At 64.7% G+C, this 16,584-nt stretch carries 18 protein-coding genes and 1 pseudogene; 9 read left to right on the top strand and 10 right to left on the bottom strand.

Going from position 1 to position 16,584, the window contains the following annotated elements; translation table 11 throughout:
• From KXZ72_RS00570 to KXZ72_RS00545, 6 genes are all read left to right on the top strand, one after another.
• Positions 1-1,107 carry a hypothetical protein gene (locus tag KXZ72_RS00570; RefSeq protein ID WP_226081771.1) on the top strand — a complete coding sequence of 369 codons (1,107 nt, stop codon included), beginning with the start codon at positions 1-3 and terminating at the stop codon, positions 1,105-1,107.
• Positions 1,104-1,973, top strand: coding sequence for a hypothetical protein (locus KXZ72_RS00565; RefSeq protein ID WP_226081770.1), 870 nt, complete (start codon positions 1,104-1,106; stop codon positions 1,971-1,973). Before KXZ72_RS00570 ends, KXZ72_RS00565 begins: the two co-directional genes overlap by 4 nt.
• A 31-nt stretch (positions 1,974-2,004) precedes the next feature.
• Complete coding sequence (locus KXZ72_RS00560; RefSeq protein ID WP_226081769.1) at positions 2,005-2,502, top strand: hypothetical protein; 498 nt, start codon at positions 2,005-2,007, stop codon at positions 2,500-2,502.
• A gap of 256 nt (positions 2,503-2,758) precedes the next feature.
• Positions 2,759-3,352: a hypothetical protein gene (locus tag KXZ72_RS00555; RefSeq protein ID WP_226081768.1), complete on the top strand. Its 594-nt coding sequence runs from the start codon at positions 2,759-2,761 to the stop codon at positions 3,350-3,352.
• Positions 3,352-3,702 carry a hypothetical protein gene (locus tag KXZ72_RS00550; RefSeq protein WP_226081767.1) on the top strand — a complete coding sequence of 117 codons (351 nt, stop codon included), beginning with the start codon at positions 3,352-3,354 and terminating at the stop codon, positions 3,700-3,702. The genes KXZ72_RS00555 and KXZ72_RS00550 overlap by 1 nt, the downstream gene beginning before the upstream one ends.
• On the top strand, positions 3,702-4,010 hold the full coding sequence (locus KXZ72_RS00545) for a hypothetical protein (RefSeq protein WP_226081766.1): 309 nt from the start codon (positions 3,702-3,704) through the stop codon (positions 4,008-4,010). The genes KXZ72_RS00550 and KXZ72_RS00545 overlap by 1 nt, the downstream gene beginning before the upstream one ends.
• 229 nt (positions 4,011-4,239) lie before the next feature.
• Here the strand turns inward: KXZ72_RS00545 and KXZ72_RS14770 are convergent, their stop codons facing one another.
• From KXZ72_RS14770 to gatC, 8 genes and pseudogenes are all read right to left on the bottom strand, one after another.
• Positions 4,240-5,124: a tyrosine-type recombinase/integrase gene (locus KXZ72_RS14770; RefSeq protein ID WP_226081765.1), complete on the bottom strand. Its 885-nt coding sequence runs from the start codon at positions 5,122-5,124 to the stop codon at positions 4,240-4,242.
• A 45-nt stretch (positions 5,125-5,169) separates the two neighbouring features.
• Entirely contained in the window at positions 5,170-5,514 is a 345-nt protein-coding gene (locus KXZ72_RS00535) for a helix-turn-helix domain-containing protein (RefSeq protein WP_226081764.1), read from the bottom strand.
• Positions 5,515-5,561: 47 nt separating this feature from the next.
• On the bottom strand, positions 5,562-5,777 hold the full coding sequence (locus KXZ72_RS00530; protein ID WP_226081763.1) for a hypothetical protein: 216 nt from the start codon (positions 5,775-5,777) through the stop codon (positions 5,562-5,564).
• Between the two features lie 91 nt (positions 5,778-5,868).
• The gene (locus KXZ72_RS00525) at positions 5,869-6,012 is read right to left on the bottom strand and encodes a hypothetical protein (RefSeq protein WP_226081762.1); all 144 of its coding nucleotides are present in this window, start codon (positions 6,010-6,012) and stop codon (positions 5,869-5,871) included.
• A 476-nt stretch (positions 6,013-6,488) separates the two neighbouring features.
• A pseudogene (locus KXZ72_RS00520) lies at positions 6,489-6,893 on the bottom strand (amino acid permease); the annotation flags it as partial.
• Positions 6,894-7,128: 235 nt separating this feature from the next.
• The gene (gene gatB / locus KXZ72_RS00515; RefSeq protein WP_226081761.1) at positions 7,129-8,625 is read right to left on the bottom strand and encodes an Asp-tRNA(Asn)/Glu-tRNA(Gln) amidotransferase subunit GatB; all 1,497 of its coding nucleotides are present in this window, start codon (positions 8,623-8,625) and stop codon (positions 7,129-7,131) included.
• Positions 8,626-8,627: 2 nt separating this feature from the next.
• Positions 8,628-10,139: an Asp-tRNA(Asn)/Glu-tRNA(Gln) amidotransferase subunit GatA gene (gatA, locus tag KXZ72_RS00510; RefSeq protein ID WP_226081760.1), complete on the bottom strand. Its 1,512-nt coding sequence runs from the start codon at positions 10,137-10,139 to the stop codon at positions 8,628-8,630.
• Entirely contained in the window at positions 10,139-10,438 is a 300-nt protein-coding gene (gene gatC, locus KXZ72_RS00505; protein ID WP_226081759.1) for an Asp-tRNA(Asn)/Glu-tRNA(Gln) amidotransferase subunit GatC, read from the bottom strand. The genes gatA and gatC overlap by 1 nt, the downstream gene beginning before the upstream one ends.
• A 154-nt stretch (positions 10,439-10,592) precedes the next feature.
• Here gatC and KXZ72_RS00500 point away from each other — a divergent pair, with 154 nt between their 5' ends.
• Positions 10,593-11,009 carry a Panacea domain-containing protein gene (locus KXZ72_RS00500; protein ID WP_226081758.1) on the top strand — a complete coding sequence of 139 codons (417 nt, stop codon included), beginning with the start codon at positions 10,593-10,595 and terminating at the stop codon, positions 11,007-11,009.
• A 79-nt stretch (positions 11,010-11,088) separates the two neighbouring features.
• Positions 11,089-12,795: a long-chain-fatty-acid--CoA ligase gene (locus tag KXZ72_RS00495; RefSeq protein WP_226081757.1), complete on the top strand. Its 1,707-nt coding sequence runs from the start codon at positions 11,089-11,091 to the stop codon at positions 12,793-12,795.
• 45 nt (positions 12,796-12,840) lie between these two features.
• Here KXZ72_RS00495 and KXZ72_RS00490 read toward each other — a convergent pair whose 3' ends face one another.
• Entirely contained in the window at positions 12,841-13,917 is a 1,077-nt protein-coding gene (locus KXZ72_RS00490) for a GTP-binding protein (protein WP_226081756.1), read from the bottom strand.
• A gap of 108 nt (positions 13,918-14,025) precedes the next feature.
• Between KXZ72_RS00490 and ykgO the strand changes: the two genes are divergently transcribed.
• A complete protein-coding gene (gene ykgO / locus KXZ72_RS00485) occupies positions 14,026-14,148 on the top strand; it encodes a type B 50S ribosomal protein L36 (protein WP_029067950.1) in 123 nt (40 codons plus the stop codon).
• 106 nt (positions 14,149-14,254) lie between these two features.
• Here ykgO and ligA read toward each other — a convergent pair whose 3' ends face one another.
• Positions 14,255-16,570 (bottom strand): NAD-dependent DNA ligase LigA, encoded by a 2,316-nt coding sequence (gene ligA, locus KXZ72_RS00480; protein ID WP_404823686.1) that lies wholly within the window; start codon positions 16,568-16,570, stop codon positions 14,255-14,257.
• Positions 16,571-16,584 lie beyond the last annotated feature (14 nt).

Below are 16,584 nucleotides of genomic sequence, written 5' to 3'. Positions count from 1 at the left end.
ATGCGAGCACACGAACCTGAGCTTATAGAGGCTCTGAAAAGCTCCTTCAACTACCGCCTTTTGGCAGATGTCTTCCACGGCACCGACCCGGTGATGAGAGATGTACAGCTTACTCAGTGGACCTATAAATGGTCGCTGGGGGCCGAAATCAAATCGTCCGGGTCGGCCACCGTGGTCTATCAGTCGGTCGAGGGAGAATCCCTTCGACCCGTGGGGACGAAGGGGACGCTCTCCCCTTTTCGGGCCCGATTACTCCTATCTTTCGAGGTATCAGTGGGTGCCGTAGTGCATCGGATCCCGATGGGGTGGGCTCGCATCACCTCCACTCCAAAGGCCTACGATGTGATGGAGACTGTCGGAGGCGTCTCCCGGGTCATCACCTCTGTGGTGCCCATCGTCTGGCAGGGCCTAGAGATTGATCTTCGCCGCCGAGGTTTCCATTTCCCCGAGCCTGCCGGGCGGCGCTGCTGGGATGAACTGCTGCGCATCAGCGGATTCCCGGTGGCAAAGAATGTGGCGGACAAACCGATTCCCGCAGCCACCGTGTGGGACGCAGTCGCAGGCGGACGCCTTGCGGCTGTACAGAAGCTCGGCGATCTACTGGGCGGACGGGTGGTAGTAACTCCCGCGGGGGAGCTCACAGTGGCTCCCAGTGCGATAAGTGAGCCAGTCGCCGCCCTCCACACTGGCCCGAATGGCACGATCACGGACCTCGAAGATGATATCGATACCGAGAGCGTGTACACCTCGGTGGTGGGACTCTACGAGACCGAGGACCGCCAGCCGATCATCTCGATCGCGCAGCACACCGTCGGAGATCTCGCAGTGGGCGGGCTTTTCCCCGAATACGTGAAATATCACACCTCGGACATGGTGAAGGATCAGGGGTCCGCGGACAAGGCCACTCAGGCGGTGCTTGAGCAAACGATCGGCGCGCTTACCTATAAGGTGTCGGTGCAGTGCATCGTCAACCCGCTTGTAGAGATCAATGATTTCGTGAGGGTCACCGGCCCCGATCGCGCAATCGTGGGGCGGATCACCGATATTTCGCTCTCCGATTCGCCCCTCATGAACCTTGTGCTCGAGGTGGGGAGGGGTGTCTCGTGAGGCTCGACCGCAAGCTCGCGCAGATCACAGCGGCGATCCCTGAGGTTGATAGCTTCGTAGCCGAGTATGTGCGGATGCAGGGCAGCTATGCGCTTGTGAACATCGGCGCATCCACCGTGCCGGTACGAAGCGTGGGTTTCTACCCGCCGGTCGTAGGGATGATCGTGCAGATCCAGCGGGTGAAGGGCAAGCTGATCCTTGCCGGGCCGGCCGTGCAACTCAACCCCATCGGCAAAATCAAATCTGTAGGATCCCCTAAAGCGTGGGTCACGGTAGACGGGAAGGACTATTTTCTCGGTCTCCGATCGGGGTACACCGCGGTGACCGGGCATGTAGTGGAGATCAATTGGACCTCCGGGATAATCCAGGGCCAGATCACAGCAGAGCAGGTGGTGGACCCTCCCCCAGTAGCTCCGCCGCCGGTTACCGGGTTTAGCGGGCTCCTGGTCCAATCCGAAGCCTCGGGAAACTGGTGGCTCTCCGGGGCCGCATGGAATTCCAATGATCCGTGGGCATCCACCAGCAACATCGGGGCGTGGTTTTATGGCGACCGGCTCATAAACGCATTGGCCGGCGCCCGGCTCACTTCCGCCGAGGTGTATCTCCCGAACAACAGCCCACAAGGGGCCATCTCTCTCGGGCTGCATCCTCACCCGAGCCGACCAGGTGGCGCACCAGCCGTCTCGGCGCTCACCGCCCTCCCTGCTCTTACCGGGTGGGTGCCGTTGCCGCCAGGCTTTGCCGAGGCACTGCAATCGGGCGCCAGCCGCGGCATCGTCGTGCGATCCAGCACTGGCTTCAACAAATTTCGTGGAGTGCCGTCCGACGCACTCTCCGGGGCCATGCGTTTTTCTGGCTCCCGCTAACCTCGCTAACGCGAGAGATTGGACAACAACTATGGCCGTAGATCGCTATAATCCCGTCACCGGGGCTCCGGAATTCCTGGCAGGGGGCCCGCCCGACATGGGCGCCGATGAAACACTTGTGGCCGCTTTCGCGGCGGAGGTCGGTACGCGCCGTATCGGTACTACTGCGGAGCGGCAAGCAGTGAAATTCCGCCGGCCGGGGATGCTGTTTTTTGATACCTCTGAGTGGCAGGAATACATTTTTCGGGATGGTGCGTGGAAGGCTGTGAGACCGAGCGAGACCAAGCGGTATTCAAGCGCGACAAATGCTCAGGGCGTCGTGGTGACCACGCACAGTCTGGGCAAGCTTCCCTCGGGCGCTCAGGTCACCATCGCTCATGGGTCGAGCGAGACCGTCACACTGCTTGCCAGCGCAGTCATTTGGGAGCTCACTGACTCTGCCGCTCAGGTACGATTTCGCCGAGCAGACCAGCCCAATACCTGGTTTGCGGGCCAGCCGGTGAGCTTTTACATCACTTTTTTTGCATAGCCCAGGAGCCGCCCACCGCCCCGTTTATGGGGCGTTTTCTATTTAAGGAGGAGCCGTGATCCTTTCCGGCAAAACCGCGGCCGAGCGCCTACTCGGATATAAACGCTGGCAGACTGCAATGTGCCTCAACGCGGTCTGGAACGCTTTTGGGGCACCAAAATCGGACGGGCGATCGCCGTACACTCTCGCGCGCCACGGGTGGGAAAACACCCCGATCGAGCGCCGGCACAGCGACCGTCGCCCTCCGCTGGGTGCGGTGGTCTATTTCATCAACATCAAAAACCCGCAGGCGCCGGGGCATATCGCAATCGCGCTCGGCGATGGAGAGCTCATAGCCTCCACCGATAAGCCCGGGCTTGGCCAAACCGGGCGCTCAAGCATCGGCGAGATCGAGCGCTCCTGGGGCGGCCGCCGATACCTCGGCTGGTCGGACTACTTCCTCGGCCACGACATTCTCACCGGCACCGGCGATCCCGCGCCCGCGCCTATCCCTCTCACCCCCGAAAATATTGGAGACACAGACATGATCCGCATTCAGTCGCCCGGTCGTGGCATCGCCCTCATCGGCCCTGGCTATTACCGCCACCTCACCACGGACGAAGAAGTGGTGCAGTCCGAGCCGATCATCACCAAGCATCTGAGTGGCAATGATCGCCAATTTGACCTCTGGGTGTCGATGGCTCTTGCCGGGCGTGGCGCCGCGACCGGGGAAAAAGCCCCGGTTGACACCGGCGCGATCGTGGAGCAGGTCCTCACAGGCATTCGCGCGACCGGCGTAACCGTGGAGGTCGATGTTGATGCCGTGGCGCGCGCGGTGAATGATGACCTCGCGGCGCGGATCGCGGGCTAGTGCCCGGCGATAGCGTCCTCGTGGAAGCAATAAGCACCGTCGGACTCCTGGCCTCGATCACCCTCACCGCCCTCGTTAACCGGCGGGTGGGGCGCGTGGCGAAAGACGCGCGATCCTCGCGGGCGCAGCTCGAAAATGATCACCAGGCGGATCCGTCGCTCACCTCGAATCTGCGCGAGGACATGGACGAAAAGCACGCCGAGTCGATGGGGCTTATGAAAACCATCACGAAGGATATCGGCGGGCTCCGCGGAGATATCCGCATCCTCCACCAGGCCGACCAGGCCACAGACGAGCGCGCGCAGACACTGACTCAGCGGCTCGATGACCACCTCCGAAAGGGGCACTAATGGCAAAGCATCAGGCACCGGTGACCAACGAGATTTGGTTTAAGGGCCAGCGGGCATGGCGAACCGGCCTCGCGTCCGGCATCGTCGCGGCGATCGGACTAATCGGGCTCCTGCCAGAGGTGATCCGGATAGTCCTGGAAGAAGCGGGGGAAAGCATGCCCCCGGGCTTGAGGTTGTGGCTGGCGGCCGCCGCGGTCCTGATCACCGCGGGTTCTTCGGCGGTCTCGCGGGTGATGGCTATCCCCGCGGTGGATGCCTGGCTTCGGCGCTGGACACCGTTTGGGTCAGCGCCGCGAGGCGTGGAGTAACAGGAATGGGGCGGTTCCTTCGGGAACCGCCCCATTTTTTGCGTTAACCGGAGACAGCCGCGTCCGATGGAGACCAACCGCACCCAACAATGGGGCACGAGAATCGCTTACTTTGGCCAACCCGTGGGTCATGCGTTAGGGGCACGTCGTGGAGATAGCACTTGGTCTCTGCCATTTTTCCTCTTTCAGCTAGGTTCTCCCCAGGCTACCGCGCGTCCAGTGACAGCAGCTAGATTCCAGCGATTGCCCCGCGTCCAGCAGCAAGTATCCACTCGGTGAGCGCGTGGGTGGCATTACGGTCCAGATTGCCACGTAGCCGATCGTAGTGAGCCGTCTGGGCGCTGTTCGAGTGCCCTGCCGAGATCATGACGTCGCGCTCTGGGATACCAGCATCAAGCGCTAACGTGATGAACCCAACGCGCAGCCCGTAAGGCGTGATTCGGGGTACGCCGGCGGATGCGACAGCCTCAGCGAACCTGGCGCGCAAGATGGTCTTTGTGAGCCGGTATCCGTTGGTTTCCGTGACTAGCAGGGGGCCTCGGCTCCGGCCGTCTGCGGCGCGGCGCACGGCTCTGGCGGTAGGTGCAGAGAGCGATATTTTGTCGGATGCGCCGGCTTTACGATGCCGCAGGCGGAGGGTGGTTAGGTCTCCATATCGGCCTATGTCTGAGATGTCCAGGGCCATAGTTTCCCCGGGGCGTGTGCCGCTGAGCGCGAATAGGTGAATAGCGGCGCTGATCCCGATGCCGCTGTGGACGGTGACGTGACGGAGGAGTTTTGCGAGGTCGGGGGCACTCAGCCAGTCACGGTTGCTCGACCTGGGCGCCGGCGGGCGTCGGACAAATCTTGCCGGGTCGCGGGTCACAAGTTCCTGCTCACTGGCCCAGCGGTAGAAGCCTGTCACCGGCGTTAGCGCCGAGCGAACCGCATTATTGCTGAGGCCTCGGTTTCGGAGGTGGCTAACCCAGGCCTCGATATCGGCTCTTTGTGCGGTGAGAATATCGCAGCTGCGCGAGGCGCACCAGGATTCCCACCGCGCCAGGTAGCCGAAATAGTTTTCCTGTGTGCGAGGGGCATAGGGCGTGAGGTAGTCGAGTATTTCGGGCGCGGGCATAGGGTTCCTTCGGTCAGGAACCCGCTTCGCAGGTAAGGAAAGGTCCTACTTAGCGTATGTGATTTCGAGGCCAGGGATTTCTTTTGCGACGAGTGCGACGACTGCGCGATGCCAACTCGCGGGATAGGGGAAGGACTCGGGCACATCGGCGTCTACCCGGTAGGTGCTCAACGCGGGATCGCGGGCGTCTTGGCAGGCGCGCACGTATTGCTCCACCTGTGAGGCCTGCTCGGATTCGAGATTTTCGAGGAAGTCGGCGGCGTCTGCCGGTGGGGTGATGTGATCTTCCCAGTTTTTGACGGTGCGTTCTGAATTGCCGATCTGCTGGGCCACCCATTTGTGGGTGAGTCCGAGGGATTCGCGGACGACTTTAAATTCTGCGGGGGTCATGATGCTCCTAATAGGAGTGGCCCCGATTTCTCGGGGCCACGAGGGTGTTAGAGAGCGTGGTTTTCGACCGACTGCCAGAAGGCGTCCTCGTCCACGGTGAAGCCCTGGGCGTTGAGGTTGATGGTGTCGCCCTCGGCTCCATCGTGGAAGGTGATGAGGTCTTCGGCGATTGCGTCGAGGTTGTATTCGGCGGCGGTTGCTTCGCCGGTGGCCTCGATGGCGGTGATGATGGACTGTACGGCTTCGTCGCGAGTGCTGAACATGGTGTCTCCCCTGTGGGCGAAGGTGTGGCCTGGTGCCTGCCTTGCTGATATTTAAAGACTATCACACGTTTCACTAATAGTGCAACATTAATTAATCTCGCTGCGCGATCATGCTCTGCGCTTCCCACCCCTCGGGGACCGCGGCCAACGCGATATCCCGGCCGGTCGCATAATCCTCCACCTCAACCTCGATGGTTTTCGTCTCGGTCGAACGCATAGCAACGACGATCTTCATAGAATCAGCCCTGTGCCCGATCCAACTCGATCGCAATATCGCGAAGCGATGAATTGACGACACTGATTTCCGCATCATCGCCGTCTTTAAGTGGCACCACTTCCGTCTTTACTTGCAGCAGTCGAACTCGGTAGCGCTCCAATTCCGCGGAGGTGAGCTTCGCGCCGAGCTCAGCACGAGCCGTCCGAGACAGCGCCGATGCGGTATTAAGGATGCGATTGGAAGCACCCTCCGAGGCCGGATCAATAGAGGTTGCCAGCGAAATTGCTTCCTCTAAAGTTTCGACATCGGCAGGGTCAATAACCGCGGCCGCCGAGGCAGATGCGCTGGCCGGCTCGGTCCCGACGGGAGCCGTGGAGCAGGCGGAGAGGCCGAGTATCAATACTGGGATAAGAAACGCGAGGCGTGAAGTCTTGAGCATAAATCGAGCCTACCGAACCGATCAGACAAACGACAGGCAACATAGATCCTAAGCAAATAGCAACGACCGCCGCGATCGCGATGTATTCCAGCAGGAGATCCCAGCCGATAAACCAGCCCACGATCTCCCCGAGCGCCACATAGCCGTAGGTATAGGCCGAGCCGGAGCGCGGGATCATGCCGGCAAACTCGGCGTAGGACAGCGCCGCGGCCGCCGAGGCCAGGCCCGCGATCAGGAACGAAAAAAATACCGCCGGGCCGGCCGCGGGATGCCCCGCGCTGCCGTGCGCGACCAGGCCGGCAAGCGAGAAGATACCCACGCCGATAATGCCGCCCACGCCCAGGGCCGTGAGCTGCCACATCCCGAGGTGTCGGGCCAGCCCGCTGCCCCGGGCGTCGGCCTCGGTATCCTCGAGGGGCTTGCGCCGAAGAATGGACTGAAAAAAGGGAGAGCGAGCCACAAAAACCTCCGCTGCGTTGGGGAGCTCGGCGGCGGGAGGCGGGCACTGTGCCACGCGTTCCACACCGGTTCCCCCATGCTGGGGCATCACCTCGGGAAGAAAACGAGTGTTCGGAATCGTCAACCAGGGATGCTCCCGGAACGCCCCGCCGCGGCCGGGCTGCGCCGTGCGGCGCGCCACGCAAAACGGGCCGCTCCCCCGCCGAGGCGAGGGAGCGGCCCGTGGGGCATCGCGATTACTGCGCGGCGCGCTCCAGCAGGAGCTCGCGCACGCGGGCGGCATCGGCCTGACCCTTCATGGCCTTCATCACGGCACCGATCACGGCACCGGCGGCCTGCACCTTACCCTCGCGCAGCTTCTCCAGCACGTCGGGCTGGGCGGCCAGCGCCTCGTCGATCGCGGCGATCAGGGGGCCGTCATCGCTGACCACGGCCAGGCCGCGCGCGTCCACCACCTCCTGCGGGGTTCCCTCGCCGTTAATGACGCCCTCCAGAACCTGGCGGGCCAGCTTATCGTTGAGCGTTCCGGCCTCGACCAGCGCGGCCAGCTGGGCCACAAGATCGGGGGTGATCAGCGAGGAGGCATCCACCTCACGCTGATTGGCCAGGCGCGAAATCTCGCCGGTCCACCACTTGCGGGCGGCCTGCGGGCTCGCCCCGGCGCTCACCGTGGCGCTGATCTCCACCAGGAGACCACCATTGGCGACATCCTGGAACTCCAGATCGGTGAAGCCCCACTCGGACTTCAGGCGGCGCTTACGCGTCAGCGGGTCCTCGGGGAGGGCCGCGCGCAGCTCCTCGATCAGGGCCGCACCCGGAACCACGGGAAGCAGATCGGGCTCGGGGAAATAGCGGTAGTCATCGGCATCGGACTTGGGGCGACCGGCGCTTGTGGTGCCGGTGTCCTCGTGCCAGTGCCGGGTCTCCTGCGTGATCGTTCCGCCCTCGGCGAGGATCGCCGCCTGACGCTGGATCTCATAGCGCACAGCGCGCTCAACGCTGCGCAGCGAGTTGACGTTTTTGGTCTCGGTGCGGGTGCCCAGCTTCTCCTGGCCGCGGGGACGCAGCGATACATTGGCGTCGCAGCGCAGGTTTCCGCGCTCCATCCGCGCCTCGGAGATGCCCAGGCCGATCGCGATCTCGCGAATCAGCCCCACATAGGCCTTGGCCAGCTCGGGAGCGCGGTGCTCGGCACCCTTAATCGGGTGGGTCACGATCTCAACCAGGGGAACACCCGCGCGGTTATAGTCCACCAGCGAATAGCTCGCGCCCTGGATGCGACCCGAACCACCCATATGGGTGAGCTTGCCGGCGTCCTCCTCCATGTGCGCGCGCTCGATCGGCACCACAAACTCGGTGCCGTCCTCCAGCTCAACCGTGACCGAACCCTCATAGGCGATGGGCTCATCCGACTGCGAGATCTGATAGTTCTTCGGCATATCCGGGTAGAAATAGTTCTTCCGGGCGAAGCGGCTGGTCTCGGCAATCGAGCAGCCCAGGGCCAGGCCCAGGGAGATCGCATAGCGCACGGCCTGCTCGTTGACCACGGGCAGCGAGCCGGGCAGGCCCAGGCACAGCGGGGTCACCGCGGTATTGGGCTCGGCGCCAAAGACGTTGGGGGCATCCGAGAACATTTTGGTCTTGGTGCCGAGCTCGATGTGCACCTCAAAACCGAGTACCGGTTCGTAGAGCTCAAGGGCCTTTTCGAAGGTAAGGAGCTTGTCCTTGGCCATGATTATTTTCCTCCCAGTGCGGGGGCCTGCGAGATGAGGCTGTGGCCCCAGCTCGACTCGAGTACTGCCTCGACGGCGGCTCCCACGCGATACAGCACGTCATCGGCGCGGGCCGGTGCCATGAACTGGATTCCGGTGGGCAGACCGTCTTCGGGTGCCAGACCCATCGGAACCGAAATACCGGGGACGCCGGCCAGGTTCGCGGGGATCGTGGTGATGTCGTTGAGGTACATCGCGAGCGGGTCGTTTACCCGCTCACCGAGCTTAAACGCAGTGGTCGGTGCCGAGGGGCTCGCGATCACGTCTACCTTTTCAAACGCGGCGTTAAAATCGCGCTGAATCAGGGTGCGTACCTTCTGGGCGCTGCCGTAATAGGCATCGTAATAGCCGGAGCTCAGCGCATAGGTTCCGAGGATGATGCGGCGCTTCACCTCGGGGCCAAAACCGGCCTCGCGGCTCGCGGACATGACGTCCTCAACCGTGCCGCCACCCTCGGGCGTGACCCGCAGGCCGAAGCGCACGGAATCGTATTTTGCCAGGTTGCTGGAGGCCTCGGCGGGCAGGATGAGGTAGTACGCCGCCACGGCATACTCGAAGTGCGGGGCGTCGATCTCCACGATCTCGGCACCCGCGGCCACCATCTGGGCCAGGGTCTCGCCGAAGCGCTGCTCCACGCCGGCCTGGAAACCCTCGCCGCTGAACTGCTTCACAACACCCACGCGCAGGCCCTTAAGGACCTGACCGCTGGCACCCTCGCGGGCGGCCGCGGCCATCGAGACCCAGGACTCGGGGATCGAGGTGGAATCGCGGCGGTCGTGACCGCCGATGACATCCTGCAGGAGCCCGGCGTCGAGGACGGTCCGGGTGACCGGGCCAACCTGGTCCAGGGAGGAGGCCAGCGCGATCGAACCATAGCGGCTCACGGCACCATAGGTGGGCTTAACGCCCACGGTTCCGGTGACGTGTGCGGGCTGACGGATGGATCCACCGGTATCCGAACCGAGGGCCAGGGGCGCCTCAAACGCGGCCACGGCGGCGGCGGAGCCTCCGCCGGAACCTCCGGGGATGCGGCTCAGGTCCCACGGGTTATGCGTGGGGCCATAGGCCGAGTGCTCGGTGGAGGAGCCCATTGCGAACTCGTCCATATTGGTCTTACCGATCGCGATGAGGCCGGCGGCGCGGGCGCGCTCCACCACGGTGGCATCAAACGGCGACATATAGCCCTCGAGGATCTTGGATCCCGAGGTGGAGGGCATATCGGTGGTCACCAGCACGTCCTTCACGGCCAGCGGGACACCCGCGAGCTCGTGCAGGGACTCGCCCGCGGCGCGGCGGCGGTCGATCTCGGCGGCGGCATCCAGTGCGCTATCCGAGACGTGCAGGAACGCCCGCACGTCGCCATCCACGGCGGCGATGCGGTCGAGGTGGGCCTGGGTGGCCTCCACGGAGGACACCTCGCCGGAGGTCAGCTTCGCGGCCAGATCGGCGGCGGACAGACGAATCAGATCGGACATTACTGTTCCTCCCCCAGAATCGCGGTGACCACAAATTTGCCTTCGGCCTGTTCGGGCGCATTCTGCAGGGCCTGGGCCTGCGTGAGCGTCGGGCCCACCACGTCGGCACGGGTCCCATTGGTCAGCGGGATCGGGTGGCTGGTTGCGGGAACATCCGCGGTGGCCACCTCCGATACCTTGGCGATGCTCTCGACGATCTGGCCGAGCTCGGTGGTGAGACTCGCGATTTCGTCCGAGCTGAGGTCGATCCGGGAGAGGGACGCGAGGTGCGTCACCAGCTCCGGCGTGATTTCCGACATGAAGCTCCATCTAAGAAAGGGGGATGAATATCCTCAATTCTACGGTGAACCCGCGCGAAGAATGTAGTTCCCCGCCGCCACGGTCGCAAATGTACTGGCTTTTTGGGTAAACCGGGGGTAGCGTGTGGTCCATCTGCGAGCACGAGGAGGCCCCATGAGCACCGCCCTCGATGTGGCACGCTATCTCCTCGCCGAGCATCCTGTCTCCGGCCGCACGCAGGTACAGGGTCTGCTCTATTATGCGCAGGGCCTCGCGCTGGCCCGCACGGGAGAGCCGCTATTTTCCGAGCCCATCGAGGCCCGCGCCCAGGGTCCGGTGGTGGCCTCCGTCTGGTCCGCCGGCTTTATCGACCTGCTGCCCGATGGCGGCGAGGGGCTCACACCCGCGCAGCGCGCGCTCGTGGACGAGGCCGTGTCCCGCTATGGCGGGCTGGACGAGGCGAGCCTCGCGGCCGCGATCCGCGCCGAGAATCCCTGGCGCGGCGCGCATGTGGATCCGAGCCGCGCGGGCATCATCACCCTGGCCAGCCTCGCGGCGCAGTTCACCAATGTGACCGACACCCGCCAATAATCTCGCCGGGATTGCGCCAATTCCCTCCGGGAATCTCCAAACTTTCGGCCCCCCGCACGTGCCCCCGTAATATGGGGGCGTGAATAATCCGCTCTATGCCTCAGAAACCCGGCCCTGGCTCAATAGCTACGCCGAGAACGTCCCCGAGGATATCCCCGTACCCACGGGCAACCTCGGAAGCCTCGTTCGCGATTCCGCCGCCAATTTTCCGGACAGAGTAGCCCTGGAATTTTTTGGCGCCACCACCACCTATGCCGATCTGGTGGAGCAGATCGATCGCGCCGCCGAGGGCCTGCGCCGCCTCGGGGTGCAGCGCGGGGATACCGTGGCCCTGGTGCTGCCCAATTGCCCGCAGCATATCGTCGCGTTTTATGCGGTGCTGCGCCTGGGCGCCATCGTGGTGGAACATAATCCGCTCTATACGCCGCGCGAGCTGCGGCACCAGTTTGAGGACCACCGTGCCCAGACCGCAATCGTGTGGGATAAGGTCGTCTCCACCGTGCAGGACTTCCCGGTGGATCTGGCCGTGCGCTCGCTGGTCTCGGTCAACGTCACCCGCGCGATGCCGCGCACGATGCGTGCCGCCCTGCACCTGCCCATCGCGAGTGCCCGCGCCTCCCGCAAGCAGCTCACGACCCAGGTGGAAAATACCATCGAGTGGGAAAAGCTGCTGAAAAACCCGCGCATCGCCGATGCGGTGCCGCGCCCGGAGACCGCCGATACCGCCGTCATCCAATACACCTCGGGCACCACCGGGCATCCCAAGGGTGCGGTGCTGAGCCACTCCAATCTGCTGGCCAATGCCGCGCAGGCGCGCGCCTGGACGCCCACCATCAGCCAGGGTGACTGCGTGGTATATGCGGTACTGCCGATGTTCCACGCCTATGGCCTCACGCTGTGTCTCACGTTTGCGATGAGCATGGGTGCCCGGCTGGTGCTATTTCCCAAATTTGATCCCGATCTGGTGCTGAAGGCCGCGCGCAAGCATCCGCCCACGTTCCTGCCCGCGGTCCCGCCGATTGCGGAGCGCCTCCTCGCCCGGGCCCAGGAGAAGGGAATCTCCCTGGCCGGAATCGAGATCGCGATCTCCGGGGCGATGCCGCTGACCACCGCCCTGGTGGAGCCGTTTGAAAAATCCAGCGGCGGCTATCTGGTGGAGGGCTTTGGGCTGAGCGAGTGCTCCCCCGTGTTGATGGCCAATCCGGTGGCGGAAAACCGTCGCGCCGGGACGGTGGGCCTGCCGATGCCCGGCACCCTGCTGAAGGTGGTAAACCCGGAGAATCCCGCCGAGGAGATGCCGCTCGGCGAGGCGGGTGAGCTGCTGGTCAAGGGCCCGCAGGTCTTTTCCGGCTATTACGGCAAGCCCGAGGAGACCGCCGAGGTCTTTTATGACGGCTGGTTCCGCACGGGCGACGTCGTGCGGATCGATACCGAGGGTTTCACCACCATCGTGGATCGGATTAAGGAACTCATCATCACGGGCGGCTTTAACGTCTCGCCCACCGAGGTGGAGGCCACTCTGGTGACCCACCCGGATATCGCGGATGTCGCGGTGATCGGCATGCCCTCCCCACACTCGGGTGAGGACGTCGTGGCGGCCGTAGTGCCCACCCCGGGAACCACCGTGGATGTGGAGGCGCTGCGGGCCTGGGCGCGCGATCGCCTCACCCCGTATAAGGTGCCCTCGCGCGTGGTGATCGTGGAGGAGCTGCCGCGCTCCATGATTGGTAAGGTCCTGCGCAAGCAGGTGCGGGCGCTCGTGGAGGAGATGGACGCCGCCTCATAACAGTGCCCGGGGCCGCCCCGGGGAAACCCGGGGCGGCCCCGGGCATTAGGACCCAAACTGGGCGGCACCAAACCAGCGCGGGAGCGGATCGGGCAGTTTGGTCCAGAGCCCCACCCCCGCGGCAAACTCGGCATCGGAGAGCGCGCAGTCATCGAGGGCGCGACGCAGCCCCTCGGTATCCAGCTCCTCGCCGATAAAGGCGATCTCCTGGCCAAAAACCCCGAGCGGTTCGGATTCCTCGGGCTCTAGGGGTTCAAAGGAGATCATGTGCCCCACATGGTTCCAGCGCGCCAGCACGCCGGGCCGGGTGGCGAAGCGGCAAAAACCCGCCGAGCGCAGCAGCACACCAAACTCCCGCCGTTCCACCCGGGTATTTAAGAGCCGCAGCAGGCGGCCCGGATGCAGGGGACGCAGCTGCTCATAACGCAGATAGCCGATGCGGGGGCTGCGCGGGAGCGGATCAAATTCGCGGTTGAGGATGCGCACCCAGCCCGGGGTATCGCGCGCCGGGGAATCCACGCGGTCGCTCCGCCCGGACGGGACGGCCCCCGCCCCGGCCACGCCGATCCGGGCGCTGGGGCTCAGGTGCGCAAGGAGGGACAGGAACGGGGTGAGCTCGCCGGGGCCAAGCGCCCGCGTATTGGTCACGATGATGTGCCGGGCAAATTCGACCTGTTCCGCCGCCACCACGGCGTGGGCCAGGAAGCGCCGCCCCTCGGCCGGTTCGGCCGCCGCGGGATCAAGAGGGCCGAGCCGGGCCTCGAGGTTATCCAGCGCCTCAACATATCCGTCGTCCAGGAGATCGGACATAAAATGCGGGGCGTCCACCACCGCGATGGGGCCCGCGATGGCCAGGTCGAGGCCCGGCAGGTTTTCCTCGGCGAGGAGCAGGCCCAGCATCTCGGTGGGCTGGGCGTCGCCTCGGCAATCGAGGACCACTCGCGCGCCGTCCTCCAGCAGCGCGAGGTATTGCAGGCACTCCTCGAGCGCCTCGGATGCGGGCCCCGCGGGGCTCACGGCGATCAGGAGTGCGGCGTCGCGCCGGGCCAGCTCCCCGGCGATCCGGGAGCGTTCGGGTCCGCAGACTCCAAAAATAAGACTCACATCGATGCGGGGCTTCATGCCTCCCCTGCCCTTCGTGCCGGTGCGCAGCGGGACGGTTTCCCGTGCGTCGTTTCCTAGGCTACATTAATGAGAACCGTTATCGTTAACAACCGAAGGGAATTGTCCATGAAGGTCCGCAACTCGCTCAAGAGCCTCAAGAACCAGCCCGGATCGCAGGTGGTGCGCCGCCGCGGCCGGGTTTTTGTGATTAACAAAAAGAATCCCCGGCTCAAGGCGCGCCAGGGATAATACGGGGCCGGGGTGGCCGGGGTGCGGGTGCCGGCACCCACGGAGGCCATACCGGGCACGCGCCCCGCGCCGGGTCACCCCTCGGGCGACCCGGCGCGGGAAAACGCTATTCGGCCGCGGAGGGTTCGGCCTCGGCCTCGGCCAAAAACCCGGGACCCTCCGCAACGAGCCGCGCAAACTGGGCGGCATCCAATACCCGCAGGCCCAGCGCCTCGGCCTTGGCCAGCTTGGAACCCGCCCCCGGCCCGGCCGCCACAAAATCGGTTTTTTTGGACACGCTCGACGCCGATTTTCCGCCCGCGGAAATGATCGCCTCCTGCGCGCCCTCGCGCGTAAAGCCCTCGAGGCTGCCCGTGGCCACAATCGTGAGCCCGCTGAGCACTCCCCCGGCGGCGGCCGCGGCACCCGGGCCCGGGTGGCCGGGGGTACTCCAGAGCACCCCGGCCTCGCTCCAGGCCCGGATGATGTCCTCGTGCCAGTCCACCGGGAACCACTCAATTAGGGAATCGGCAATGGTGGGGCCCACCCCCTCCACCTCGGCCAGTTCCTCGCGGGTGGCCGCGCGCACGTTATCGAGCGAACCAAAATAATCGGCCAGGGCACGCGCTGCCACGGGGCCCACGTGTCGAATATTCAGCGAGACCAGGAGCCGCCACAGCGGCTTGGTCTTGGCGATCTCGAGGTTGCGCAGCAGTTCGGTGGCGGGCTTGGAGGGCACAAAATCCTCGTCACCAAAAAACTCGCCGGCCGGATCAAACTCGGGATCGCGGCGCGCGCCCGTGCGAATCCGTTTGCGCTTAAACGGGCTCAGGCGCTTGGGGAGGCCCGTTTTTTCGTCGATCCGGGGCTCGCCGGTCTCGCCATCGCGCACCTCCACGACCACGGGGAAAAGATCCTCCAGCGTGAGCGAAAACAGCCCCGCCTCGGTTTCGAGGGGCGGCCGGGCCGGCTCGATCGGCTGGGTCAGGGCGGCCGCGGCCACCTCGCCGAGGGCCTCCACATCGAGGGCCCCGCGCGAACCAATATGCTCCACCCGACCGCGCACCTGCGCGGGGCAGGAGCGGGCATTGGGGCAGCGCAGATCGATATCGCCCTCCTTCATGGCCCGCAGGGGCGTGCCACATTCGGGGCAGTTTGTGGGCATGATGAACTCGCGTTCGGAGCCATCCCGCAGCTCCACCACCGGGCCCAGCACCTCGGGGATGACGTCTCCGGCCTTACGCAGCACCACCATATCGCCGATCAGCACCCCCTTGGCCTTCACAACATCCTGGTTGTGCAGGGTGGCCTGGGAGACCTCGCTGCCGGCCACCCGCACCTTTTCCATAACCGCATAGGGCGTGGCCCGGCCGGTGCGCCCCACGCTGACCACGATGTCCAGCAGCCGGGTATTCACCTGCTCGGGCGGATATTTAAAGGCCGTGGCCCAGCGCGGGGCGCGGCTCGTGGCCCCCAGCTCGGCGTGCAGCTCCAGGTCGTCAACCTTAATGACGATGCCGTCGATCTCATGGGAGACCGAGCCGCGGTGCTCGCCGTAATAGCGGATAAACGCCACCACGTCGTCGATCGAGCTAAAAACTTTAAAATACGGGGAGGTGGGCAGGCCCCAGCCGCTCAGCACGTCATAAACCTCGGACTGGGTTTCCACGGGCGGATTGGGCCAGGCCCCGATGCCGTGCACCAGCATCTCCAGCTTGCCCAGCCTGGCCGTCATGGCGGCCAACTGCGCGGGCGTTTTATTATCGGGCTTTTGCCGCAGCGAACCGCTCGCGGCATTACGCGCATTTGCGAAGACCTTCTCGCCCACGGCCTGCTGCGTGGCGTTGATCTGATCGAAGCTCGCCACGGGGAAGAAGATCTCGCCGCGAACCTCCACCAGCGCGGGCAGATCGGTGCCGCGAAGGCGCTGCGGGATCGCGGGGATCAGGTGCACATTGGAGGTGACGTCCTCGCCCACCACGCCATCGCCGCGGGTGGCGGCGGTGATAAGCCGGCCGTGCTCATAGCGCAGGTTAATCGCGAGGCCGTCGATCTTCAGCTCGGTGAGGAAGCGTACAGGGCGGCCGGCGAGCCGGGTGGTCTTCTCGGCCCATTCGCGCAGCTCCTCCTCGCTAAATACGTTATCGAGGCTGAGCATGCGCTCGGCATGGGTGACGGGGTCAAAGAGGGTGGAGCGGGCGGCGGCCCCCACGGTGAGCGTGGGGCTGTCCTGGCTTTGCAGCTCGGGGAAGCGGTGCTCGATGAGTTCCAGGCGGCGCTGCAGCGCATCGTATTCGGCATCGGAGGCGAGCGCGGCCTGGCCGCCATAATAGGCCTCGCGCAGGTCGAGAATGGCGATGGTCAGCGCCTCCACCTCGGCGGAGGCCTGGGCCTGCGTGAGCTCCTCCTCCGGCAGCTGGGCGGTGGGTCGCGAGGCATCGATATTCTTAGTCACAC

The organism is Mycetocola spongiae (assembly GCF_020424085.1).
GTDB lineage: Bacteria > Actinomycetota > Actinomycetes > Actinomycetales > Microbacteriaceae > Mycetocola > Mycetocola spongiae.
This window is presented reverse-complemented; position numbering and strand designations above follow the sequence as displayed.